Origin of the sequence: Rhizobium sp. BG4 (assembly GCF_016864575.1) — a bacterium.
In the GTDB taxonomy this organism is placed as follows: domain Bacteria; phylum Pseudomonadota; class Alphaproteobacteria; order Rhizobiales; family Rhizobiaceae; genus Rhizobium.
In genome coordinates this window covers 186,753-208,341 of the sequence record NZ_CP044125.1, presented here as the reverse complement: position 1 = coordinate 208,341, position 21,589 = coordinate 186,753, and the positions used below count along the sequence as shown (strand labels likewise).

At 61.3% G+C, this 21,589-nt stretch carries 20 protein-coding genes and 3 pseudogenes; 9 read left to right on the top strand and 14 right to left on the bottom strand.

Features of this window, described 5'->3' with window-relative positions:
* Positions 1-94: 94 nt before the first annotated feature.
* The 3 genes from ilvA (at position 95) to F2982_RS01085 (ending at position 3,147) form a co-directional block, all read left to right on the top strand.
* Complete coding sequence (gene ilvA / locus F2982_RS01095; RefSeq protein ID WP_203429003.1) at positions 95-1,351, top strand: threonine ammonia-lyase; 1,257 nt, start codon at positions 95-97, stop codon at positions 1,349-1,351.
* 37 nt (positions 1,352-1,388) lie between these two features.
* Positions 1,389-1,721, top strand: coding sequence for an HlyU family transcriptional regulator (locus F2982_RS01090; protein ID WP_199629416.1), 333 nt, complete (start codon positions 1,389-1,391; stop codon positions 1,719-1,721).
* Between the two features lie 157 nt (positions 1,722-1,878).
* Complete coding sequence (locus F2982_RS01085) at positions 1,879-3,147, top strand: GGDEF domain-containing protein (RefSeq protein WP_203429995.1); 1,269 nt, start codon at positions 1,879-1,881, stop codon at positions 3,145-3,147.
* Between the two features lie 2 nt (positions 3,148-3,149).
* Here the strand turns inward: F2982_RS01085 and F2982_RS01080 are convergent, their stop codons facing one another.
* On the bottom strand, positions 3,150-3,926 hold the full coding sequence (locus F2982_RS01080) for an SDR family oxidoreductase (protein WP_112711536.1): 777 nt from the start codon (positions 3,924-3,926) through the stop codon (positions 3,150-3,152).
* A 107-nt stretch (positions 3,927-4,033) separates the two neighbouring features.
* On the opposite strand from F2982_RS01080, the gene F2982_RS01075 reads away from it, so the two are divergent.
* Positions 4,034-4,618, top strand: a complete 585-nt coding sequence (locus F2982_RS01075) for a TetR/AcrR family transcriptional regulator (RefSeq protein WP_203429002.1) — start codon at positions 4,034-4,036, stop codon at positions 4,616-4,618.
* Positions 4,619-4,669: 51 nt separating this feature from the next.
* Here the strand turns inward: F2982_RS01075 and F2982_RS01070 are convergent, their stop codons facing one another.
* Positions 4,670-5,284 (bottom strand): FMN-dependent NADH-azoreductase, encoded by a 615-nt coding sequence (locus F2982_RS01070; RefSeq protein WP_112711538.1) that lies wholly within the window; start codon positions 5,282-5,284, stop codon positions 4,670-4,672.
* Between the two features lie 135 nt (positions 5,285-5,419).
* Between F2982_RS01070 and F2982_RS01065 the strand changes: the two are divergent.
* Positions 5,420-6,381: pseudogene (locus F2982_RS01065) on the top strand (LysR family transcriptional regulator).
* Between the two features lie 37 nt (positions 6,382-6,418).
* On the opposite strand, the gene F2982_RS01060 reads toward F2982_RS01065, so the two are convergent.
* On the bottom strand, positions 6,419-8,407 hold the full coding sequence (locus F2982_RS01060) for a bifunctional 2',3'-cyclic-nucleotide 2'-phosphodiesterase/3'-nucleotidase (RefSeq protein WP_203429001.1): 1,989 nt from the start codon (positions 8,405-8,407) through the stop codon (positions 6,419-6,421).
* 198 nt (positions 8,408-8,605) lie between these two features.
* Here F2982_RS01060 and F2982_RS01055 point away from each other — a divergent pair, with 198 nt between their 5' ends.
* Positions 8,606-9,307, top strand: coding sequence for a hypothetical protein (locus tag F2982_RS01055; protein ID WP_203429000.1), 702 nt, complete (start codon positions 8,606-8,608; stop codon positions 9,305-9,307).
* Positions 9,308-9,310: 3 nt separating this feature from the next.
* Here the strand turns inward: F2982_RS01055 and F2982_RS01050 are convergent, their stop codons facing one another.
* The 3 genes from F2982_RS01050 to F2982_RS01040 form a co-directional block, all read right to left on the bottom strand.
* Entirely contained in the window at positions 9,311-9,646 is a 336-nt protein-coding gene (locus F2982_RS01050; RefSeq protein WP_112711541.1) for a PilZ domain-containing protein, read from the bottom strand.
* Positions 9,647-9,731: 85 nt separating this feature from the next.
* Positions 9,732-10,613 (bottom strand): DMT family transporter, encoded by an 882-nt coding sequence (locus tag F2982_RS01045; protein WP_130278470.1) that lies wholly within the window; start codon positions 10,611-10,613, stop codon positions 9,732-9,734.
* Positions 10,614-10,685: 72 nt separating this feature from the next.
* Positions 10,686-11,147 carry an Lrp/AsnC family transcriptional regulator gene (locus F2982_RS01040; RefSeq protein WP_199629411.1) on the bottom strand — a complete coding sequence of 154 codons (462 nt, stop codon included), beginning with the start codon at positions 11,145-11,147 and terminating at the stop codon, positions 10,686-10,688.
* Positions 11,148-11,304: 157 nt separating this feature from the next.
* Here F2982_RS01040 and ald point away from each other — a divergent pair, with 157 nt between their 5' ends.
* Complete coding sequence (gene ald / locus F2982_RS01035; protein ID WP_203428999.1) at positions 11,305-12,423, top strand: alanine dehydrogenase; 1,119 nt, start codon at positions 11,305-11,307, stop codon at positions 12,421-12,423.
* A 16-nt stretch (positions 12,424-12,439) separates the two neighbouring features.
* Here the strand turns inward: ald and F2982_RS01030 are convergent, their stop codons facing one another.
* From F2982_RS01030 to F2982_RS01005, 6 genes and pseudogenes are all read right to left on the bottom strand, one after another.
* Positions 12,440-12,940, bottom strand: coding sequence for a DUF1203 domain-containing protein (locus tag F2982_RS01030; protein ID WP_203428998.1), 501 nt, complete (start codon positions 12,938-12,940; stop codon positions 12,440-12,442).
* 73 nt (positions 12,941-13,013) lie between these two features.
* The gene (locus F2982_RS01025) at positions 13,014-13,811 is read right to left on the bottom strand and encodes a M15 family metallopeptidase (protein ID WP_203428997.1); all 798 of its coding nucleotides are present in this window, start codon (positions 13,809-13,811) and stop codon (positions 13,014-13,016) included.
* 97 nt (positions 13,812-13,908) lie between these two features.
* Positions 13,909-14,469 (bottom strand): GNAT family N-acetyltransferase, encoded by a 561-nt coding sequence (locus F2982_RS01020; RefSeq protein WP_130278467.1) that lies wholly within the window; start codon positions 14,467-14,469, stop codon positions 13,909-13,911.
* 5 nt (positions 14,470-14,474) lie between these two features.
* On the bottom strand, positions 14,475-15,344 hold the full coding sequence (gene sseA, locus F2982_RS01015) for a 3-mercaptopyruvate sulfurtransferase (protein ID WP_203428996.1): 870 nt from the start codon (positions 15,342-15,344) through the stop codon (positions 14,475-14,477).
* A 43-nt stretch (positions 15,345-15,387) separates the two neighbouring features.
* Complete coding sequence (locus F2982_RS01010) at positions 15,388-16,125, bottom strand: alanyl-tRNA editing protein (protein ID WP_203428995.1); 738 nt, start codon at positions 16,123-16,125, stop codon at positions 15,388-15,390.
* A 6-nt stretch (positions 16,126-16,131) separates the two neighbouring features.
* A pseudogene (locus F2982_RS01005) lies at positions 16,132-17,171 on the bottom strand (cysteine synthase A).
* Between the two features lie 218 nt (positions 17,172-17,389).
* Here F2982_RS01005 and F2982_RS01000 point away from each other — a divergent pair.
* Complete coding sequence (locus F2982_RS01000) at positions 17,390-18,040, top strand: ChrR family anti-sigma-E factor (protein WP_246777489.1); 651 nt, start codon at positions 17,390-17,392, stop codon at positions 18,038-18,040.
* A gap of 100 nt (positions 18,041-18,140) precedes the next feature.
* Positions 18,141-18,977, top strand: a complete 837-nt coding sequence (locus F2982_RS00995; protein WP_203428994.1) for an SDR family NAD(P)-dependent oxidoreductase — start codon at positions 18,141-18,143, stop codon at positions 18,975-18,977.
* Here F2982_RS00995 and F2982_RS00990 read toward each other — a convergent pair.
* Together F2982_RS00990 and F2982_RS00985 are read right to left on the bottom strand one after the other, a co-directional pair.
* A pseudogene (locus tag F2982_RS00990) lies at positions 18,978-20,311 on the bottom strand (MFS transporter).
* A 9-nt stretch (positions 20,312-20,320) separates the two neighbouring features.
* Entirely contained in the window at positions 20,321-21,580 is a 1,260-nt protein-coding gene (locus F2982_RS00985; RefSeq protein ID WP_199629457.1) for a cyclopropane-fatty-acyl-phospholipid synthase family protein, read from the bottom strand.
* Between the last annotated feature and the right edge of the window lie 9 nt (positions 21,581-21,589).

Below are 21,589 nucleotides of genomic sequence, written 5' to 3'. Positions count from 1 at the left end.
CTTTCGGCCGGGGCGAACCGGCTTGCCCGGTTTGAGGCTTTCTTTCGGGCGCCGCTCTGTGCCATAGCGGGCGGGCGAAATGAGGAATGGACCGATGACCGTCAACCGTCAGGATGTTGAAAACGCCGAGGAAGCGCTGCGCAGCCTTTTCCCGGCAACGCCACTGCAGCTCAATGATCATCTTTCGGCACGCTATGGCGCCGATATCTGGCTGAAGCGCGAAGACCTTTCTCCGGTTCGTTCCTACAAGATCCGCGGCGCCTTCAATTTCTTCCGCAAGGCGATTGCCGAAGGCGGCGAGGGGCGCACCTTCGTCTGCGCTTCGGCAGGCAATCACGCCCAGGGTTTTGCCTTCGTATGCCGTCATTTCGGTGTTCCCGGCGTCGTCTTCATGCCGGTGACCACGCCGCAGCAGAAGATCGACAAGACCCGCATGTTCGGCGCCGAATTCATCACCATCAAGCTCTACGGCGACTTCTTTGACCAGTGCTACCAGGCAGCGCGCGATCACGCGGAGCAGGTGGGTGGCGTCATGGTGCCGCCCTTCGATCATGAGGATATCATCGAGGGGCAGGCGACTGTCGCAGCCGAGGTCATGCAGCAGCTGCCGGATGGCAAGGTGCCCGACATGATCGTCATGCCTGTCGGCGGCGGCGGTCTGGCAGCCGGCATCACCGGCTATCTCGACGGCATCGTCGCAAAGTCGGGCTTCGTCTTCACCGAGCCCGCGGGTGCCGCGAGCCTGAAGCGCAGCATCGAGGCCGGCGAACCCGTGACGCTCGCTAAGGTCGACAATTTCGTCGATGGCGCCGCCGTTGCCCGCATCGGCGATCTGAACTTCGCGGCGCTCAAGGATTTTCGGGCGGATCAGGTGATGCTGATGCCGGAGAACGCGATCTGCGTGACGATCTCCGAGATGCTGAATGTCGAGGGCGTCGTGCTCGAGCCGGCCGGCGCCCTGTCGCTGACGGCGCTGGCGTCGATGAACCCGGAAGACATCCGCGGCAAGACGGTCGTCGCCGTCGTCTCCGGCGGCAATTTCGACTTCGAGCGCCTGCCTGACGTCAAGGAGCGCGCCATGCGCTATGCGGGGCTGAAGAAATATTTCATCCTGCGGCTTGCCCAGCGTCCCGGCGCGCTGCGCGATTTCCTCAATCTGCTCGGCCCCGACGACGATATCGCCCGCTTCGAATATCTGAAGAAGACGGCGCGCAATTTCGGCTCGATCCTGATCGGCATCGAAACCAAGGCGCCCGAGAATTTCGCCACACTGGTCGAAAATTTCGAGAAGTCGGGCATGGGCTTCGAGGACATCACCGAAAACGAGATCCTGGCAAACCTCATCATTTGACTTTGCGGCAGCAAGTCCCGCGTGTTAAAGGCGAAACATGGCTTCGATATTCTCCAGCATTGTCTCGATATTCTCAGGTGGCGCCAAGCCCAGCGAAGGCGGCGGCAGCAGCGCCAAGTCGGTGGAGCCGCAGCTCTACGGAGACTGCGCGATCTATGCCGAACCGCAGAAGGAAGGCGGCCAGTATCGCCTTGCCGGCCGCATTGAAAAGACATCCGGCGATGAGGTGCTGGTGCGGACCTTCATCCGCGCCGACATGTTCTCCTCGCTCGACGATGCCAACGAATGCACCGTGCGCAAGGCCCAGCAGATCATCGATCAGCACGGCGCCTCGCTCTTCGGAGACGGTGTCAAGCAGCGTCAGGTCTAAATCCACAAGCGGCTGCTTTGTCACTTAATTTTAAGTGATTGCCGTCAAAGGTGCTGCGAAAGGAATCGCAGGATCATTTCGTGGTTGTTGCAGCCCGTCCCAAGACCGGAATGAAGCGCCGCTGGCAGTTTTGCCAGGGCAGGGTTTCCGGCGCATGATAGAGGCCACCAATCTCGGTCTCTTCGTTCTTGAAGCTATCGGCTACTTCGGGCTGATGGTGACACTCCTGCATTTCCGCAATCGCCTCGGCCTCGGTGTTTTCGTCACCGCGCTCGGCGTCATGCATTTCATGGAAACCTATCTGGCGGCGGTCTTCTACGTGAACCTGCCGTTCGGCGTTGCGTCGCCGGGTTCGTCGGTGTTCTTCGCCGGCAAGCTGATGATGATCCTGATGCTCTATCTGCAGGAGGATGCCTCGACAGTCCGCCAGCCGATCTACGGCCTGTTCATAGGCAACCTGCTGACGGTGGCGATCGCCTGGATCCTGCAACTGCATCACACGATCGAGATGTCGCCGGGGAACGAGGCGGATTTCGGTTTCCTCAAGGAAATGGGATGGCTGATGATCTGGGGTACCGCCATCCTCTATCTCGATTCCATCGGCATCATCCTGCTCTACGAGCGGCTCGGCCGTTACATCAAGCGCAAGGTCATCCTGCGCTTCATGATCTGCGGCTTCGTGCTGCTGACGTTTGACCAGGTAGGCTTCTTCGGCGGCCTGCATTATTTCCTCGGCGTGCCGCTGTCGGCCTTCTGGGATGGCTGGAAGGCGAAGATGTTCGCCGTCTGCGTCTACACCGTGCTGTTTGCGCTCTACGAGATCTATGTGCGCCGCGACGGCATTCCGGCCGCCGCCCGCTCGATCAGCGACGTCTTCGGCGACCTGACCTTCCGCGAGCGCTACAACGATCTCCTCGACCGCACCGGCCGCGATATCCTGACCGGTGTCTATGACCGCAGCCGCATGGAACTCGAAGCGCCGGTGATGATCCGCGAGGCGCAGCGCCAGGGCCTCTACGGCACCGTGATCATCATCGATGCCGACCACTTCAAGGATGTGAACGACAATTTCGGCCACCTGCAGGGCGACGAGGTGCTGAAGGCGATCGCCGGGCGGCTCGGCACCATCCTGCGTTCGGCCGACCGCGTCTTCCGCTTCGGCGGCGAGGAATTCGTCGCCGTCTGCCCTGGGACGGATCACGAGGAAGGCCTGATCGTCACAGAGCGGTTGCGCTGGACGATCGCGACGAGCGTCAAGACCCCGGATGGCAAGCCCGTCACCGTCAGCATCGGCGTCGCCACCGCCGACGAGGACGGCGTCAGCTTCACCACCGTTCTCGCTGCCGCCGACGACCGGCTCTACCAGGCAAAGAAAAGCGGCCGCAACTGCGTTGTCGGCCGCTCCGGTCTCGTCAAGGTCGGCTGATATCAGCCTTCACGGAACAGTTTCGCGCCTGAAGGCGCATTGGTCATGCCGCCATCGACGGTGATCTCGATCGCCGTAACGTTCGCAGCGTCATCGGACGCCAGATAGAGCGCCGCCTTGGCGATCTCCTCGGCTTCGCTCATCCGGCCGAGTGCGCTGAGGCTGCCGAGCTTTTCTTCGAGAGCAGCACTCGCATCCGCCGTCGGCGCAAAGGGCGACCAGATCGGCGTCTTCGTGCCGCCGGGTGTCACCTGGTTGACGCGGATGCCGCGCGGGGCGAGCTCCGAGGCCATGGTGCGCGTCATGGCGCGGATCGCGCCCTTTGTGGCTGCATAGGCCGTCCAGCCCGGAGCGCCGAGCACGGCGTGAACCGAGCCGTTGAGAATGATCGAAGCGCCGTCATTGAGATGCGGCAGGGCGGATTGAACCGTGAAGAACACCGAGGTCAGGTTGGTGCTGACGAAGCGCTCGAACTGTTCTAGCGACGTCTGGCCGAGCGGCGTGACGCCGCCGATGCCGGCATTGGCGAAGACGATATCGAACTTGCCGAACTTGGCGGCGGCTTCCTCGAAAGCCTTGTCGATCGCGGCAACATCGGTGAGCTCGAGCGAAATGGCGAGCACGCCATCGCCGAGCGTCTTGACGGCGGCGGCGAGCGTATCGGGGTTGCGGCCGGTGATGATCACCTTGGCGCCTTCGGCGAGAAAGACCTTGGCCGTTGCAAGGCCGATGCCGCTATTGCCGCCGGTGATCAGGGCGACCTTGTTCTTGAGACGCATGGGAGCACTCCTCTTGGAATTGACTGCGTTCTGGATTATGATTGAAATCCACAAATAGGATTATGAATGTAATCCAGAATTGTCAAGCAGCATTGCGGGAGCGTCGCATGGGTCATTCGCAGGTCGAAAAACAGAAGACGCACGAGAAGATCGTCGAGATCGCTTCCCGCCGTCTCCGGGAAAAGGGTCTCGAAGGCATCGGCGTCGCCGACCTTATGAAGGAAGCGGGACTGACGGTCGGCGGCTTCTACAAGCACTTCGAATCACGCGACCAGCTGGTTCGTGAGGCGATGCAGCTGGCCTTCGGCTCCTGGGAAGCGAAGGTTCGGGCCGAAGGCGTCGACCCGGCCGATATTCCCGTCAGCGCTTATGCGGCAACTTATCTCGGCGGGGATCATCGCGAGGGTGTCGGCGAAGGATGCCCGTTTGCGGCGCTGACGGCCGATCTCGCGCGCTCCGGCGACGAATGCCGGACGTTGGCGACCGATCAGTTGAAGACCAATGTCGGACGGATGACGGCGCGCATTTCCGGCGGTGACGAGGGGGATGCAGAGGCACGCCGCAAGGCAATCATCCTCAGCGCGCTGATGACCGGCGCGGTCGGCCTGGCGCGGGTCGCCAATGACGAGGCATTCGCCGCCGAGATCCTGAAAACCGCCGAAAGCTTCGTCAACGACTTCGCCGGGAAATGAAAAACGGCCGGTGATGAACCGGCCGTTTTCCTCGAATATGCGTTGCGCCGATTAGGCTGCGAGCGCGATCTCTTCAGCACGCGCCTTGGCGGCACCGATTGCCTTTTCGGCAGCTTCCGGACCGAAGGCCAGGCCTTCGACATAGATGGTTTCGACATCGGCGATGCCGAGGAAGCCGAGGACCGACTTCAGGTACGGTACGGCGTGGTTCATGCCGGCGGCCGGGCCCTGCGAATAGACGCCGCCCGAAGCCAGAACGACATAGACCTTCTTGCCGGTGGCGAGGCCAACCGGGCCGCTTTCCGTGTACTTGAAGGTACGGCCGGCGCGGGCGACGTTGTCGATCCAGGTCTTCAGCGACGAGTAGATGTTGAAGTTGATGAGGCCGGTGCCGATGACGACGGTGTCGGCGGCGAGCAGTTCGTCAACCAGAGCGTCGGAAGTCTTGACCGCTTCGGCTTCCTGCGCGGTGCGCTGGTCTGCGGGCTTGCGGATCGCGGCGGTGAAGAGGTCGTCGATATGCGGCAGCGGGTTGGCGGCGAGGTCGCGGCGAACGACGACGCTACCTGCGTTCTGGGCGGCGATCTTGTTGGCGAGATCGGCGGCGATCGTCGTCGACAGCGATTCAGCACGCGGGCTGGAGGTCAGAAGAAGGATGGAAGACATGGCAGGCTCCTCATTTCGAATTGGGTTTGCCGTGGCTGTCAGGGAGGTTCGCCGCGGCTTCGAGGAGAGAAATAGGACTGGCCTGCTATCGAAAAAACTGGGATAATATAGATCGAAATTATCGATGGATTAGATATGCTCCCGAACCCGACGCTGGACCAGTTGCAGGTGTTTCTGACCGTTGCCGATAGCGGCAGCTTCTCCGCCGCCTCGCGCCTTCTGAACCGCGCGCAGTCCGTCATCAGCTACACGATCGCCAATCTCGAGGCGCAGCTGGAGGTCGAGCTTTTCGAGCGTTCCGGCGCCCGCCAGCCGAAGCTGACCAAGGCCGGCCATGCGATGCTGGCCGATGCCCGCCGGCTTGTCGCCGATCTCGAAGTCATGCGTGCCCGCGTGAAAAACCTGAAAGAGGGGCTGGAAGCCGAACTCTCGATCGCCATTAGCGTCATGGTGCCGTCGCAGGCCGTCGTGATGGTGCTGCGCGAGTTCCGCACCAAATTCCCGTCGGTGACTGTCAACCTGATGGTCGGCGAGCTCGGCGAAGTCATGAACATGGTGGCAACCGGGGAAGCGACCGTCGGCATCGGCGGCGCGCTGATGAAGCAGGACGATACGCTGGTTGCCGAGCGCATCGGCCATTCCTTCATGATCCCCGTCGCAGCACCTTTCCATCCGCTCGCGAAGCTTCGCCGTCCGTTGACGCTTTCGGATGTGCGCGAAGAGGTTCAGATGGTGGTGCGCGATACCTCGGGCATCACCAACGGGCGCGATTTCAACGTGCTCTCTTACCGGACCTGGCGGGTCAGCGACATCGCTATCAAGCACCAGCTGATTGCAGGCGGCCTCGGCTGGGGTGGTCTGCCGGCTTCGGTCTCACGCGACGACCTGAATTCCGGCAAGCTGGTGCAGCTCGATCTTCCGGCCTACGAGCAGGGCGAATATCCGATCTACAGCCTGCACAAGGTCGCCAATCCCCGGGACCAGCGACGGCCTGGCTGATCGACCGCTTCCGCAATCTCCTGTCCATGTGCCCGAGCCACAGTGAATTCCAGGAGCAGCTTGCCGCGCTAACCTCGATGCAGGAAGCAGCAGAATAGGCCGGCGTCGCCGCCGGCCCCGTTGTCGATCAAAATCTCAGAGCACCAGCCGGAACTTGGCAAAGCCTTCTGCGGCGTCGCCGGCTTCCTCGATCTTGGCGCCCTTGACGTCCGCCATGAACTGCTTGGCCTTCGGTCCGCTTTCGAAGACGGCCGTGGTGCCGGGCAGGGGCTTGAAGGTCCAGTTGCCGTCGGCAGACGGGTTGATCGTGCCCTGGTCGTGGATGAAGCGGACGATGACGTCGCGGTTCGTATCCGGTGCCTGGAACACCACCTTGTCGGCAGCGATGTCAGGGAAATGACCGCCACCGCCGGCGCGATAGTTGTTGGTCACCACCACGAATTTCTGCTTCGGATCGATCGGCTTGCCCTCGAATTGCAGGTTCTGGATGCGGTTCGAGCTCTCGTTGATCGCCTTACCGTCATTGTCGTATTTGCGCGGCTGGGAGAGGTCGATCTGGTAGGTCACGCCATCGATGACATCGAAATTGTAGGACGGGAATTCGTTGTTCAGCAGCGGAGCGTCCTTGGAGCCCGGCTTCACCTCGTTGAACATCCCGGCCGACATTTCCAGCCAGTTCTTCACCTGCTCGCCATTGATGACGACGGCCTGGACGGTGTTCGGATAGAGATAGAGATCGGCGACATTCTTGATCGCCACGTCGCCTGCGGGAACGTCGGTATAGTAGTCGGCACCGTTGCGGCCGCCCGCCTTGAAGGGCGCTGCTGCCGAGAGAACCGGCAGATCCTTGAATTCGGTATCGGCCAGCATCTGCTTGATGTACCAGGTCTGTGCCTGGCTGACGATCTGCACCGAAGGGTCGTCGGCGACGAGTGAGAAGTAGGAATAGAGCGGTGCCGATGTCTTGCCGACGGGGGTGCGCACATAGGCGAGCGTCGCCTCATGCTCGGCCTTGGCGGCTTCAACGACTTCCTTCTTGTCGGCAACGTCGGCGATCACCTTCTTCTTGTCGTCGCGGTGATAGATCGGCCGCGCCTCGGCGGTGAAATCGACGATCTTCCAGCTCTTGCCGTCTTTCTCCAGCAACAGGTCGATCAGGCCGAGATGCGAGCCCCAGAAGCCGGCCATCACAGTCGGCTTGCCATGCAGCGTACCCTTGACCGGATCGGCATTCGCAATCCCGTCCCAGGTCTTGGGGCCGGGGAAGACCAGATGCTGGTGGCCGGTAAAGATCGCATCGATGCCGTCGATCGCCGCGAGATAGAGCGAGGCGTTTTCCATCTTCTCGGATGGTGCCGCGCCGTCGATGCCGGAATGGGAGAGGGCGATGACGATATCCGCGCCTTCTTCCTTCATGGCGGGTACCCAGGCCTTGGCAGCCTCGACGATATCGCGCGTCTGCGCCTTGCCTTCGAGGTTCTTGATATCCCAGAGCATGATCTGCGGCGGCACGAAGCCGATGAAGCCGATCTTGACCGGGCTCTCGTTGCCGGCGCCGTCCTTGATCTGCTTTTCGACGATCATGTAGGGCTTGAAGAACAGGTCGTCCTTCTTGGGATCGGCGGCGAGCTGCCCCTTCGTCAGGTTGGCGCAGACGAACGGGAAGTTCGCGCCGCCGAGCACCTTGAACATGAAATCGAGGCCGTAATTGAACTCGTGATTCCCGAGCGTGCCGACCGTATAGCCGAGCGTGTTCATCGCCTTGATGACCGGGTGGACGTCGCCATCCTTCATGCCGTGCTGATAGGCCATGTAATCGCCCATCGGGTTGCCCTGCAGCACGTCGCCATTATCGATCAGTAGTGAATTGGCGGCCTCGGCGCGGATCGAATCGATGATCGTCGCGGTGCGCGAGAGGCCCATCGTGTCGTTCGGCTTGTCGGCGTAATAGTCGTAAGGGAAGACGTTGACGTGGATGTCGGTCGTTTCCATCAGCCGGAGATGCGCCTGGTTTGCGGCGGCGCGGGCGGTGAAGGGATGGAGCAGGACGAGGGCCGAGGTGGCAGCGATTCCGCTCAGCAGCGACCTGCGGCTGATCGGGTGCAAATCGAGAATGGAAGACATCAAAACACTCCTTCAAAAAATCACGCAACGCCCAGCCCGGGGTCGAACGTAGAATGATTTGCACGGGAGTGCATCCGTAAAATGACAGTGGCTCATCACCTGCAATCGGCTACTCGCTAAAAGCGCGAAACGTGCAGTAATCATCCGAGGGTTGCTTATGGTAGTCTGCTGCAACCTGTTGAAACGTTGGGGCGCGCTATGAATAAGCTGGTTATTTTTCTCTGCGGTGGCTTTGGGGGAATTGCCCCGAGTTTGGTCGATTTTGCACGGACGCTGCTAGAGGGCAGCTTGACGACTTGGATCGCAAGTCATGGAGAAGCACTATTTTCTCTGGCGGCTGGAGCCGCCGGTGCATTCATCTTCTTCATCATTGGCGGCATTGTTGTTCTGAGCATCAAAGAACAGGACGGCTGGAAGGCCATCCTTATCGGTATCGCTGCTCCGTCGCTTATTATTTCCGCAAAGTCTGGAAATGTGGATGGGATACCCAAAGTGACGACACCTACCGTCGTCTCGATGCTTTTCACGCCCGCTATTGCCCAAGAGGCTCTGCCGAATTCTTTGGAACTCCAGATAAAGCCTGCCTGGACGGGTACCGTTTGCGGAGATTGCGAAATCAAGTTCTATAGCAAAAATGGCGAGCTCTTGAAGAGCCAGCCGATCGGGCCTCAAGACGGCACACCCTCGGTTCCCGTACCGAACAATACGAAAGAAGTCTGGATCTCGGGCGGCGCAACAAACCCCGCGGTCGTTGATCTTCAGAAGGTTGCACCTGACGCAAACAACGGAACTGTCACCTTGGATGTCGCGCGTGATCGAAACTATGCCAATGACTTTTGGCGCGGCTTCGGAAACAGGTCGATCCAGCCCTATGACTTCAGCGTCGGTGTCCAGAAATAGAGTCTAGCGCGCCAGCACCGGCTTCACGTCTCTATGGAAGAAACGGAAGTAGGAGGCGACCTGCGCGCGGGCGTTGGAATTCGGGTCGAAGTGGATGCCGAGGCGGCCGTTGTGGCTCCAGCGGATGATGCCTTCGAGCGAACCGAGATCCTCGGCCTCGATGCGCACTCGGCTGCCGGATGCGGCGGCAACCGGTGTCCTGAGGTCGACGGCGATGCCTGTCGTCGACAGGTTGACGATACGGGCGTCGATCTCCTGGTTCAGGTAACGCAGCTTGCCGAAGAGACGGCAATACTTGCGCTCCGACTTGCGGGTGATGATGTTGAGATTGCGTTGCATGCAGGGTCTCCGAAATTATACTGCAGAGACCGTAGCAACGAAAAATTGAAATCCGTTTAGACTGTTCGATAAAATTGCGCGAAATCTAATGCGCCTTTGCCGCCTGCCGAGAGACGACATGCTCGCGCCAGATGGTGAAAATCCCGGCCGCCACGACGATGACGGAGCCGATCACCGTATTGAGGCTGAGGCTCTCGCCGAAGATGGTGACGCCGAGGATCGAGGCATAGACGAGCTGCAGGTAGGTGAGCGGCTGAACGGCTGCTGCATCCAGCATGTCATAGGCGCGGATCAGGCAATAATGGCTGGAGATGCTGGTCATGCAGACGAGCGCCATCCAGCCCCAGTCGCCGGGCGACATCCATGTCCAGTAGAACGGCCCGATCAGGGTCATGGTGATGCCGCCGACGACGCCGGTATAGAAGAAGCTGGTCATCGATGAATCGTCGCGGGACACGAGGCGCGTGGCGATCACATAGAAGGCGAAGATGAAGCAGGAGACGATGGCGAGCAGCAGCTTCAGATCGAAGAATTCGCCTTCGGGCTTCAGGATCAGCAGCACGCCGAACAGCCCGGCGCCGATCGCCGTCCAGCGCCGCCATCCCACACGCTCGCCGAGGATCGGCATAGACAGCAGCGCGATGACGATCGGCGTCGCGGCAAAGATCGCCTGTGAATGCGCGAGCCCGATGACCGCGAAACAGGTGATGGCGAGCACCACCTGAACGGCGAGCAGGATGCCGCGTGTCACCTGCAGCAGCGGCCGCTTGGTTTTCGCCGTCTGCCGGATGCCGCCGCGCATCTTCGACGCGAGGAGAATGGTGAACAGAGCGAAGGCCCAGTAGCGGATCATCGTCACGAAGATCGGCGGATAAAGGCCGCCGAGATGCTTGGAGATCGCATCCTGCGTCGAGAAGATCGTCAGCGCCAGAAGGACGAAGATATAGCCTTGCGTCTTGGATTTCATGTCTTGCCGTCAGGCGGAGGGAGCATCCGCATCGGCAAAACTTGGTCAGGATTCCCGATCCTTTGCAAGGTCTCAGAAGCCAACATTGGGTCGATCGAAGATTTCGCGCAGCGCAAAGCTGGAATTGATCTTCACCACATGCGGCAGCGCCGAGAGCCAGTCGCGATGAATGCGCTCGTAGTCTTCCAGATCGCGGGCGGCGACCCGCAGGATGTAGTCATACTCGCCCGACATCAGGTAGCAGACCAGCACGTTCGGGCAGCGCTTCACCGCCGCCTCGAATTCCGAGAGCGTCTTGGCGAACTGTCCCGAAAGCGAGATGTGGACGATGGCGATCATCTTGTATTCGAGCACCTTGTTGGAAAGGCGTGCGTGATAGCCGGCGATGGCGCCGTTCTTCTCCAGGATGTCGAGACGCCGCGAGCAGGCCGAAGCCGAGAGGCCGACCTTGCTGGCGAGTTCGGCGTTGGTGATCCGGGCGTTTGCTTGAAGTGCTCTCAGAATCGCAAGATCGATACTGTCGAGTTCAGACATTCGAAGAACCTTCGATTTGGTTTGATCAAACCGCACAATCTTCGAAAAATAGCTTTCAGGCAATGCCTCTTTGCAAGGACATTTCGTGGCGGCGGTGGTTGGATTTGTCCATTGAAAACGTCCCGCGCCAAGCGGGCATATATGAGAGGAACGCAGTATGCGTGTCGGTTGCCCGAAGGAAATCAAGAACCATGAATATCGTGTCGGTCTGACACCCGCTTCGGTTCGTGAATATGTCGCCCATGGCCACGAGGTCTGGGTCGAAACCAAGGCAGGCGCCGGCATTGGTGCCGATGACGCCGCCTATGTTGCCGCTGGCGCAAAGATTGCCGCCTCCGCCAAGGATATCTTCGAGAAGTGCGATATGATCGTGAAGGTCAAGGAGCCGCAGCCCTCCGAATGGGCGCAGCTTCGCGATGGCCAGCTTCTCTACACCTATCTCCACCTCGCTCCGGATCCGGAACAGACCAAGGGCCTGCTCGCCTCCGGCGTCACCGCGATCGCCTATGAAACCGTCACCGACGAGCGCGGCGGCCTGCCGCTGCTGGCGCCGATGTCGGAAGTTGCCGGCCGCCTGTCGATCCAGGCCGGTGCGACTGCGCTGCAGAAGGCCAATGGCGGCCTCGGCATCCTGCTCGGCGGCGTCCCCGGCGTTCTGCCGGCCAAGGTCGCGATCATCGGCGGCGGCGTCGTCGGTCTGCATGCAGCGAAGATGGCAGCCGGTCTCGGCGCCGATGTCAGTATCCTCGACCGCTCGCTGCCGCGTCTGCGCCAGCTCGACGATATCTTCGGCGGCCGCGTCCACACCCGCTATTCCAGCATCCAGGCGCTGGAAGAAGAAGTCTTCACTGCCGATCTCGTCATCGGCGCCGTGCTGATCCCGGGCGCTGCCGCACCGAAGCTCGTCACCCGCGAAATGCTCTCGGGCATGAAGAAGGGCGCCGTCATCGTCGACGTCGCGATCGACCAGGGCGGCTGCTTCGAGACCTCGCATGCGACGACGCATTCCGAGCCGACCTACGAAGTCGACGGCATCGTCCACTATTGCGTCGCCAACATGCCGGGCGCCGTTCCGGTCACCTCGGCCCATGCGCTGAATAACGCCACGCTCGTCCACGGCCTGGCGCTCGCCGATCGCGGCCTGCGCGCCATTGCCGAAGACAAGCACCTGCGCAACGGCCTGAACGTCCACAAGGGCCGCGTCACCTACAAGCCGGTCGCCGAAGCGCTGGGCTATGAAGCCTACGCACCGGAAAGTGTACTTAACGTAGCGTAATTCCCATCGCGTTACGTTAGATGAAGGCGCCGGATTCCTTGTAATCCTGCGCCTTTTCTATGCGGCACTGGAAGCAGTTGTTGCGCGCCGAGCGAACATGCACATAGGCGATCTCGGGCCGCGCAAGCAGACCACCGGCGTAAGCGGCAATCTCCCGCGTCGGCGTCACGGCGCCGGTGCCGTAGACGATGCGGTTGTTCTCGCCATAGCCGCGCACGATGTAGTCGGAACTGCTAAGCGCAGGCGGCGCAATTTCTTCGGCCGCATAGCGTGCGCAGCGCCGCTTGTGCAGGAAGATCGGCCCGGTCTCGGCATAGGGCTGCATCGCCGGGAATGGACGATAGGCGAAGACCAGCAGCTCTTCGTCCGCATCGATATTCCCAAGACAGTGACGGCAGGGATGACCCGGCCCATCGGAGACCATGGTCTCCGGCAGGAAGCCATAGGAATCGCTGCCGCCGTTCCAGAGATGGTCGGCATCTGCAGTCGGCATTGCTGAAAAACGGATATCGGTCATGGCGGTCTCCTCTTGGTTTCCGCCATGAAATGCGCCGATCGGGCGGCCGAAACCACCCGATTCCTGCCAAACCTCACGCAAGCCTATCGGCGTCGAGAGTTTTCTTCGAATTGTCGAAGGCCGATTTCAGTCCCGCGAAGCCCAAGACTTGCGGCAGTGGGGCGAAGTTGAGTCCTCCGAACTGCAAGGTTGAAAACACTTCGCTGCCAGCGGACGAATCCACCGCGACCGCATTCGGTCCCACATCTGCCACCTGTAGGCCGGGGATCATGCCAATATCGGCCACCTTAACGAAAAGGTCGCCAAAGACGCTCTTCACGTCGGCGGCGACGGTGGCGCCGCTTATGCTCATCTGGACGTCCTTGACGGACGGCGCATCGTTGTCGATGAACTTGATGATCTCATAATGCATGGGGTCGTTGAAGGATTTTCCCCAGCGAAAGCCATGATGCTGGAAGACCGGCGCAATCGGAGCCGTGGTGCAGCCCAGACATTTGTCGTCGGCGTTGAGGTCGATCGCGATCCCGAACGAGTGGTTGGATGGCTCTTTGCTGAGCGCACCCGACACCGGCTTCTTTAACCGCTGATAAAAGGCACCGGCACAGCTGTCGATATGTTTCAGCAGTCCCAGATTTTCAATGTCCTCGAATGCCGCCAGTAGCTGTTTCTGTCCACGCTTGTGGAACTTGATCACCCCGTTGTTCGTGTTCGGGATGTGCTTCAGTTGCGGAACGGTAACGTTGATTACGTCGGCTGAATCGAAGCCATCGATGAAGGTGATTGGGTCGCCGCGGCGCCAGTCATTGTGCTTTGTCTTGAATTTCACGACCCCGAACAGCGGGTGATTATAAGTCCCTATTGGCATCGTCATCCCTCCCTCAGATGAGAGCGAGATTACCGCATCGGGCTGGCGGAATCCATCTTGAGTTGCATCCAATCCGGCAACTCAGGGTGCAATTGGATTGCGCTCAGCTCTTGCGCGCGATCTCCAGCAATTCCTTGTCGCTCAGCGGCCGGACGATGCCGGTGCCGGTCGAAACAGGCGAGAAGCCGAACATCTGGTAGAGCTGCAGGGCGCGCGGATGGTCGAGATTGTTGGTGGTGGTCAGCACGCGCTTCGGGTTCAGCGTCCAGATCGCGTAGAGCGCCTGCAGCAGGAACCATTTGCCGATGCCGAGGCCGAGCGCATGCTCGATCAGGCCGAAATGCGACAGCTCGATCGTGTCCTCGTCCTGACAGAAATACTCGTAGAAGCCGGCCGGCGCGCCGTTGACGTAGAGCACGCTGATATTGTTGCGCTTGTCGTGCAGCGCTGCCGTCAGTTCCTCGTCGCTCATCCGCAGGCGGTCGACCCATTGCCAGCGTGCGCCCACCTGCCGGTAGAGATGGCGGTAGAAGGGCAGCGGGATCTCGCTGGTGCGCATGATCGCCGTCTGGATGTTGACCGGCATCGGCAGGCTGCTCTTCGGCGGCGCCGTCATTTCAAGGCGGGTGATGTGGGCCGTCAGCGACGCGGGAGATTTCGCCATGCCGCTCAAACCTTGATCGGATCGGCAGGGCCGGTGACGACGGGCGTGTCGTCGCGGCTGCCCCACTCGCTCCAGGAGCCGTCATAGAGCTTGTTGTCGCTATGCCCGAGCGATTCCAGCGCCAGCGTGATGATGGCGGCGGTGATGCCGGAGCCGCAGGAAGTGACGACGGGCTTCGAAAGGTCGATGCCGGCATCCTCGATCGTCTGCTTCAGTTCGGGCAGCGATTTGAAACGGCCCTGCGTGGCGAAGGAGCCCGACGGCAGGCTGCGGGCGCCCGGCATATGGCCGGAGCGCATGCCGGCGCGGGGCTCGGGCTCCGTTGCCGCGAAACGGCCGGCGCTGCGGGCATCGGCGATCTGCAGTGCGCCGCTGGAAACGATGTCGCGCATCCGCTCGAGCGTCACGACACGGGCTTCGTCATAATTCGTCTTGAAGGTCGCGGCCGGGTAGGCGGGCGTTGCCGTTTCCAGCGGACGGCCCTCGGCCTTCCAGCCATCCAGGCCGCCGTCGAGCACGAAGACGTTCTTGGCGCCCATCACCCGGAACAGCCACCAGACGCGGGGCGAGGCGAACATGCCGATGCCGTCATAGACGACGATCCGGTCGTTTTCGCTGATGCCGAGCTTACCCACTTCGGCGGCGAATTGATCGGGCGAGGGAATAGTGTGCGGCAGGTTGGTGGAGTGATCTGCGATCTTGTCCTGATCGAAACGGATCGCGCCCGGGATATGCCCCGCGGCATATTCGGCGTCCGCATCGCGCTTCTGCGCCGGGAGATAGAAGGAGGCGTCGAGGACGCGCAGATCCGGCTTTCCGAGTTCGCCCTGCAGCCAGTCGGCCGAAACCACGAAGCGGCTTTTCTCGTCACTCATTCCAATCTCCCTAGAATACACGGTCGCAGTCGCGGAGACTGCCTTACGCCTCGTCGCCGGGAGCGCCGAAGCGAATGCGGAAGCGGCGGTTTTCCTTGCCCTTCTTCTCAATCTTGGCGATGTGAATCTGCCCGACTTCCTGCGTTTCGGACACATGTGTGCCGCCGCAGGGCTGGCTGTCAATTGAAGAGTTTTCGCCGATGCAGACGAGGCTGACGCGTCCGAGGCCCATTGGCGGGCGGACGTTCTTCGACTTGACGATGCCGGGGTTGGCCGCAAGTTCCTCGTCGGTGATCCATTGCAGGTAGACGGGATGGTTCTGGCTCACCAGTTCCATCATCTTCGCCGTCACCTCGTCCTTGTCGATCGTCTCGCTCATGTCGAAATCGACGCGGCTCTCATCCTCACCGACGGCGGCACCGGTGATCGGGTAGGAACAGACGACGGAGAGCAGGTGGCAGGCGGTGTGCATGCGCATCAGCTTGTAGCGGCGCGGCCAGTCGACATGCAGCACCAGCTTCTCGCCGATTTCAGGGCGCGGCTCACCCTCGAGCGGTACGTGGATGACGATATCCTTGGTGGCGCCGTGCTTGGTCTGCCCCAGCGCTATCTTCGAGCCATCGGCGCGTTCCAGGAAGCCGGTATCGCCCGGCTGCCCGCCCGATGTTGCATAGAAGCAGGTCTGATCCAGCTCGATGCCCCCCTCTTCGTGAACGGCGGTGACCACCGCCTCGCATGTCGAAAGGTAGAAGTCGTCACGATAGAGGGCATTGACTGGCATTGGGTCTCACGCTGCAGGTTCGTAGGGTATCTTGAGGTCGCTCGACGACTTGATGAAGGAGGGAACCGGCAGGCCCTTGGACTTCAGGAAATCGGCGTTGAAAAGCTTCGACTGGTAGCGGTTGCCATAATCGCAGAGGATCGTCACCACGGTGTGCCCGGGCCGAGATCTTTCGCGAGATGCACCGCGCCGGCAATGTTGATGGCGCTGGATCCGCCGAGGCAGAGGCCTTCATGCTCGACCATGTCGAAGACGTAGGGCAGGGCTTCGGCATCGCTGATCTGATAGGCGAAGTCGGGCGCAAAGCCTTCGAGATTGGCGGTGATGCGGCCCTGGCCGATGCCTTCGGTGATCGAGTTGCCGGAGGATTTCAGCTCGCCGTTCTTGTAGAATTCGTAAAGGGCCGCACCCTCAGGATCGGCAAGCCCGATCTTGATGTCCTTGTTGAAGCCCTTCAGGCCGGCCGCGACGCCGGCGAGCGTCCCGCCGGAGCCAACGGCGCAGATGAAGCCGTCGATCTTGCCGTCGGTATCGCGCCAGATTTCCTTGGCGGTGGTCTCTATGTGCGCCTGGCGGTTGGCGACATTGTCGAACTGGTTGGCCCAGATCGCGCCGTTCGGCTCGCTCTTCGCCAGCTGTTCGGCCAGGCGCCCGGAGACCTTGATGTAGTTGTTCGGGTTCTTGTAGGGCACGGCAGGCACTTCGACGAGCTCGGCGCCGAGCAGCTTCAGCGCGTCCTTCTTTTCCTGGCTCTGCGTCTCAGGAATGACGATGACGGTGCGGTAGCCGAGCGCCTTGGCGACGACGGTGAGGCCGATACCGGTGTTGCCGGCGGTGCCTTCGACGATGACGCCGCCCGGCTTCAGCAGGCCCTTCTTTTCCGCATCGCGGATGATGTAGAGCGCGGCGCGATCCTTCACCGACTGGCCGGGATTGAGGAATTCCGCCTTGCCAAGAATGGTGCAGCCGGTCGCTTCGGAAGCGCCCTTGAGCTTGATGAGCGGGGTGTTGCCGATCGCCTCGATCACGGAGGGGTAGAAGGTCATGGAATCTGCCTCTTTGGAGCTCTTACTGTAAGAACGGTCTTTTCCCTTCACAAGGCAGGGTTGGCAAGAAATGCTATTCCATGCCTTCGCCCGCGCCGGTAAAATTAGTCTTCGTCTTGAGCAAGTCCCGCAGTCCGCCCAAAAGTGGCAGGTGATCCGAAGATTGACTTTCGGCGTATGCACGACGACAAAGCAAACGCGGAACGCAGGAAAAAGGCGTGGCCGAATCCGACATGGTTCACGAGCATATCGACACGGTCGATGCATTGATGGCGCATTATGTCGCCGGTTCTTTACCTGAACCGGCGCGGGTTCTCGTGCAATCTCATCTTGAAATCAAGCCGGATAACCGTGCCCTGGTCCAGGATCTGGAACTGCTGGCGGGTGAAGCGCTCGAGGAAACGGCGGGCACGCCGATAACCGGCCGCGACGAACGCCTCGCCGCGATCTTCGCTTCAAGCGCGCCGGCAGGCGCGACAAAGGATAAGCAGCAAGGCGTCTTTCCGCGCCCGATCCGCGATCTCGTCGGCTTCGACGCCGATACGGTGCCGTGGAAGACGAAGCTGCCGGGCTTCAAGGAATATTCGGTCGATATCGACGGCTGCGAGGTTAGCCTGATGTGGATCCGGCCGGGCCGCGCGCTTCCCGCGCATACCCACAAGGGCATGGAGCTGATTCTGATCCTCGACGGCGCCTTCGTCGACGAGCGCGGCCGTTTCGGCCCGGGTGACATTTCCGTCGCCGACGAGACCCTCAACCACCGGCCGGTCGCCGAAAAGGACCGTCCTTGCATCGCTTTCTCGGTGCTTGACGCGCCGATCAAGCTCACCGGTTCCTTCCGCCAGCTGATCGGCGACCTGATCGGCTGAAAGCAGCCACATTAGCGTGATAGAGGCTTGAATCCGGGAGGCAGTGAGGAACTTCCGGACATGGTTTCGTGTTGAATCTGAAGTTCCGGAGGATTGCATCATGCGCGATTTCATTGCCCGCCCCGAAAACGGCATCGTCTGGATTACCGGTGCAAGCTCGGGAATCGGGCGCGCGCTGGCGCTGAAGCTCGCGGGCGAGGGCTACAAGGTCGCCGTGACCGCCCGGGATCATGAAAAACTCGCCGACCTCCAGGCCGAGGCGAACGGTCTTTCCGGCAGCATCATCGTGCTCGACGGCGATGTGACCGACCCCGAAGACATGGAACATGCCTTTGCCTCGATCGAATACGAGCACGGCGCTCTCGCCATGGCGATCTTCAATGCCGGCGTCTATCTGCCCGTCCATGCCGAAGATCTCAATCGCGACGATTTCGAAAAGACCTTTGCCGTCAACCTGTCGGGCGTCGTCAACTGCCTGGTCCCCGCCGTACGCCACATGAAGGTCAAGGGGCAGGGGCAGATCGCCATCGTCTCCTCCGTCACCGGATATGGTGGCCTGCCGACGAGTGCAGCCTACGGTGCCAGCAAGGCGGCGTTGATCAATATGGCCGAGAGCCTGAAATTCGATCTCGACAAGATGGGCATCCGCATCCAGCTGATCTGCCCCGGCTTCGTCGATACGCCGGCGACGCAGAAGAACGAGTTCCCGATGCCGTCGCTGGTCTCCGTCGATGAGGCGGCCAATGAAATCGCTGCCGGACTGAAGTCGCAATCCTTCGAGATCACCTTCCCGAAGCGCTTCACCTATCAGCTGAAGATGCTGCGCATGCTGCCCTACAGCCTGTATTTCTGGCTGCTGAACCGCTCGACCGGCTGGGGCGAGCGGCCGCTCGCCAAGCGAAGTCACCATCCGGCGACACCGCATCCGGCCGAGTGATCAGCGGCTTTCGATCTGCTGGCGCAGTTCGCGATGCTTTGCCTCGTCGAGCGGAAAATTCCACATCAGCGCGACAGCTGCGAGTTTAAGCGCAATCGGTACCCAGGCATAGATGATGGCAAGCGCCGTCAGTGCGTCTGGCGCATTTGCCATGCCTTTGGAAGCATCGAAGCCGAAACCGGCGAGCGCCGGAAAGACCAGCCCGACGCCTGCGGCAAGCGACGCCTTGGTCGCGAGCCCCAGGCCGCGAAATAGAGCCCGCTGCGCTGCTCGCCGGAATTCGCGGTATCCTCATCGATGACATCGGCCTGCATCGCGGGCGGCAGCGACAGGTCGAAACCGAGCATCAATCCTGTGAGCACGCAGATTGAGGCGAAGGCATAGATCGCGCCGGGCTGCAGAAGCGGTGCGGCGGCAAAGACCGCGCAGGCCGCGATCATTGCCACGCACCATGCGCGATGCTTGCCGAGGCGCTTTGCGGTCAGCGCCGCGAGCGGCACGCCGGCGATACCGGAGAGGAAATAGAGAAACAGCAGCGGTCCGCGAGCCTCCGGCATGCCAAGCCTGTCGGAGACGAAATAGAGAAACAGCGTTGCCGGTATGCCGTTGGCAAAGCCATTGAGGAAATAGGCGGCGAGCAGGCGGACGAACGGCCGGTTCGCCGCGAGATAGCCAAGCCCTTTGCGTGGTCCGACGATCGCGGCCGTATGCTCCGCCGGTTCGGGCACCTTGACGACCGCTAGTGCGCCCGTGAGCGGCAGAGCGATGGCAACGACAATGCCGAGCACGGCAAGCCCCGAAAGTCCGCCCGGCGGATCAAGCCCGATCGCGAAGGGCACGACGATGGCGATCAGCGTGCCCACCAGCGTCGTTCCCTCCCGAAGTGCTGCCAGCGAGGTGCGCCCGGCATAGCCGCTGACGAGCTCCGCGCCCCAGGCGGAATAGGGAACGGTCGCCAGCGTGAAGCCGAGGGAGAGAACACAGCCCCAGAGGCCAAGCCAGAGCACGCCCGCGCCCGCAGGCGGCGCATAGAGCGCCAGCGCCGATATAGCGGCCACCGGCAATGCCAGCGCAAAGAAGAAGCGTCTGCGCCCCATTTTCGGCCTGTACCGATCGGCAATCACCCCGATCGCTGGATCGCAGACGGCATCGAAAATCCTGACCAGCTGCAGCGTCAAGCCGACAGCCGCCAGCGGCAGGCCGAGCGTCTCGGTGTAATAGGTCGGCACGACGGCATAGAGCGGCAGGCCGAGGGCAGCCAGCGGTGCTGCGGGCAGGGCATAGGCGAGGCGCGTGCCTGGTGTCACATTCTCGCTCTGCCGCGGCTTTCCCATCCGCTGCCGTCAGCTGCGCGAGAAGACGACCTGTCGGACGTCGATATTCTTCGCCCGGAAGCCCGCCTCGCAATAGAAGAGATAGAATTCCCACAGCCGCTTGAAGCGATCGTCGAAGCCGAGCGGCCGCACGCGCTCCCAGACGTTCCAGAAGCGCTCGCGCCATTCGGCGAGTGTGCGGGCATAATCCAGGCCGAAGCCGAAGTCCTTGACTATCGACAGTTCGACCTTGCGCCCGAGTTCGGCGAGATGATCCGGCGTCGGCAGCATGCCGCCGGGGAAGACGTATTTCTGGATGAAGTCAGGATTGCTGCGATACTGGTCGAAAGCCTCGGGCTTGATGGTGATGATCTGCAGACCGGCCTTGCCGCCCGGCTTTAGGCATTCACGCAGCTTGGAGAAATAGGCCGGCCAGTATTTCTCGCCGACCGCCTCGAACATCTCGATCGAGACGATCCGGTCGTAGAGGCCCTTCTCGTCGCGGTAATCCTGAAAGCGCAGATCGACGCGATCGGAAAGACCGGCCTTTCGGATGCGCTCCTGCGCGAAGGCCAGCTGCTCGCGGCTGATCGTCAGCCCGGTCACCTTGCAGCGCATTTCGCTCGCCGCAAACTCGGCAAACCCGCCCCAGCCGCAGCCGATCTCCAGCACGTGATCGCCCGGCCGGATGCCGGTCGCTTCGGCAAGCGCCCGGTATTTGGCATTCTGCGCCGACTGCAGATCGTTGGCGCCGGTGGAATAGAGTGCCGACGAATAGGTCATCGTCGGATCGAGCCACTGCTTGTAGAAGTCGTTGCCGAGATCGTAATGCGCCGAGATATTGCGCTTCGAGCCCTTGCGGGTATTGGCGTTCATCCAGTGCCGGACGCGCTCGACGACCCGCATGATGCCCTGCTTGCCGTTGAAATGCCTGTCCGCCGATTCACTGTTGATCAGGAAAAGCTCGAGGAAAGCCGTGATATCGGGGCTCTGCCAGTCGCCATCCATATAGGTTTCGGCAACGCCGATCGTTCCGCTGTTCATCGCCCGGCTGGCGAGGTTCCAGTTGTTCAGCCTCACGGCCGCCTGCGGTCCCTCGACGCTGCCCCTGATCAGGGCCTTGCGTCCATCGGGAAGTTCGATCGCCAGCGCGCCATGCTGCATCTGCAGAAGACCGCGGAGCGCCAGCTTCGCCTTGAGCGGCAACCCCTTCGTGAAGCGCCCGACATTCTCGGCCGTCAGCGCCACCGCGCCGCGGGCAAAGGAATTCCAGTCTTCTGCAGTCATGATCGGCTCCTC

Excerpts from the sequence above, each read along its gene's own strand:
- ilvA (WP_203429003.1), top strand. The coding sequence starts at position 95 with ATGACCGTCAACCGTCAGGATGTTGAAAACGCCGAGGAAGCGCTGCGC.
- F2982_RS01090 (WP_199629416.1), top strand. The coding sequence starts at position 1,389 with ATGGCTTCGATATTCTCCAGCATTGTCTCGATATTCTCAGGTGGCGCC.
- F2982_RS01080 (WP_112711536.1), bottom strand. The coding sequence starts at position 3,926 with ATGCGTCTCAAGAACAAGGTCGCCCTGATCACCGGCGGCAATAGCGGC.
- F2982_RS01075 (WP_203429002.1), top strand. The coding sequence starts at position 4,034 with ATGGGTCATTCGCAGGTCGAAAAACAGAAGACGCACGAGAAGATCGTC.
- F2982_RS01070 (WP_112711538.1), bottom strand. The coding sequence starts at position 5,284 with ATGTCTTCCATCCTTCTTCTGACCTCCAGCCCGCGTGCTGAATCGCTG.
- F2982_RS01060 (WP_203429001.1), bottom strand. The coding sequence starts at position 8,407 with ATGTCTTCCATTCTCGATTTGCACCCGATCAGCCGCAGGTCGCTGCTG.
- F2982_RS01055 (WP_203429000.1), top strand. The coding sequence starts at position 8,606 with ATGAATAAGCTGGTTATTTTTCTCTGCGGTGGCTTTGGGGGAATTGCC.
- F2982_RS01050 (WP_112711541.1), bottom strand. The coding sequence starts at position 9,646 with ATGCAACGCAATCTCAACATCATCACCCGCAAGTCGGAGCGCAAGTAT.
- F2982_RS01045 (WP_130278470.1), bottom strand. The coding sequence starts at position 10,613 with ATGAAATCCAAGACGCAAGGCTATATCTTCGTCCTTCTGGCGCTGACG.
- F2982_RS01040 (WP_199629411.1), bottom strand. The coding sequence starts at position 11,147 with ATGTCTGAACTCGACAGTATCGATCTTGCGATTCTGAGAGCACTTCAA.
- ald (WP_203428999.1), top strand. The coding sequence starts at position 11,305 with ATGCGTGTCGGTTGCCCGAAGGAAATCAAGAACCATGAATATCGTGTC.
- F2982_RS01030 (WP_203428998.1), bottom strand. The coding sequence starts at position 12,940 with ATGACCGATATCCGTTTTTCAGCAATGCCGACTGCAGATGCCGACCAT.
- F2982_RS01025 (WP_203428997.1), bottom strand. The coding sequence starts at position 13,811 with ATGACGATGCCAATAGGGACTTATAATCACCCGCTGTTCGGGGTCGTG.
- F2982_RS01020 (WP_130278467.1), bottom strand. The coding sequence starts at position 14,469 with ATGGCGAAATCTCCCGCGTCGCTGACGGCCCACATCACCCGCCTTGAA.
- sseA (WP_203428996.1), bottom strand. The coding sequence starts at position 15,344 with ATGAGTGACGAGAAAAGCCGCTTCGTGGTTTCGGCCGACTGGCTGCAG.
- F2982_RS01010 (WP_203428995.1), bottom strand. The coding sequence starts at position 16,125 with ATGCCAGTCAATGCCCTCTATCGTGACGACTTCTACCTTTCGACATGC.
- F2982_RS00995 (WP_203428994.1), top strand. The coding sequence starts at position 18,141 with ATGCGCGATTTCATTGCCCGCCCCGAAAACGGCATCGTCTGGATTACC.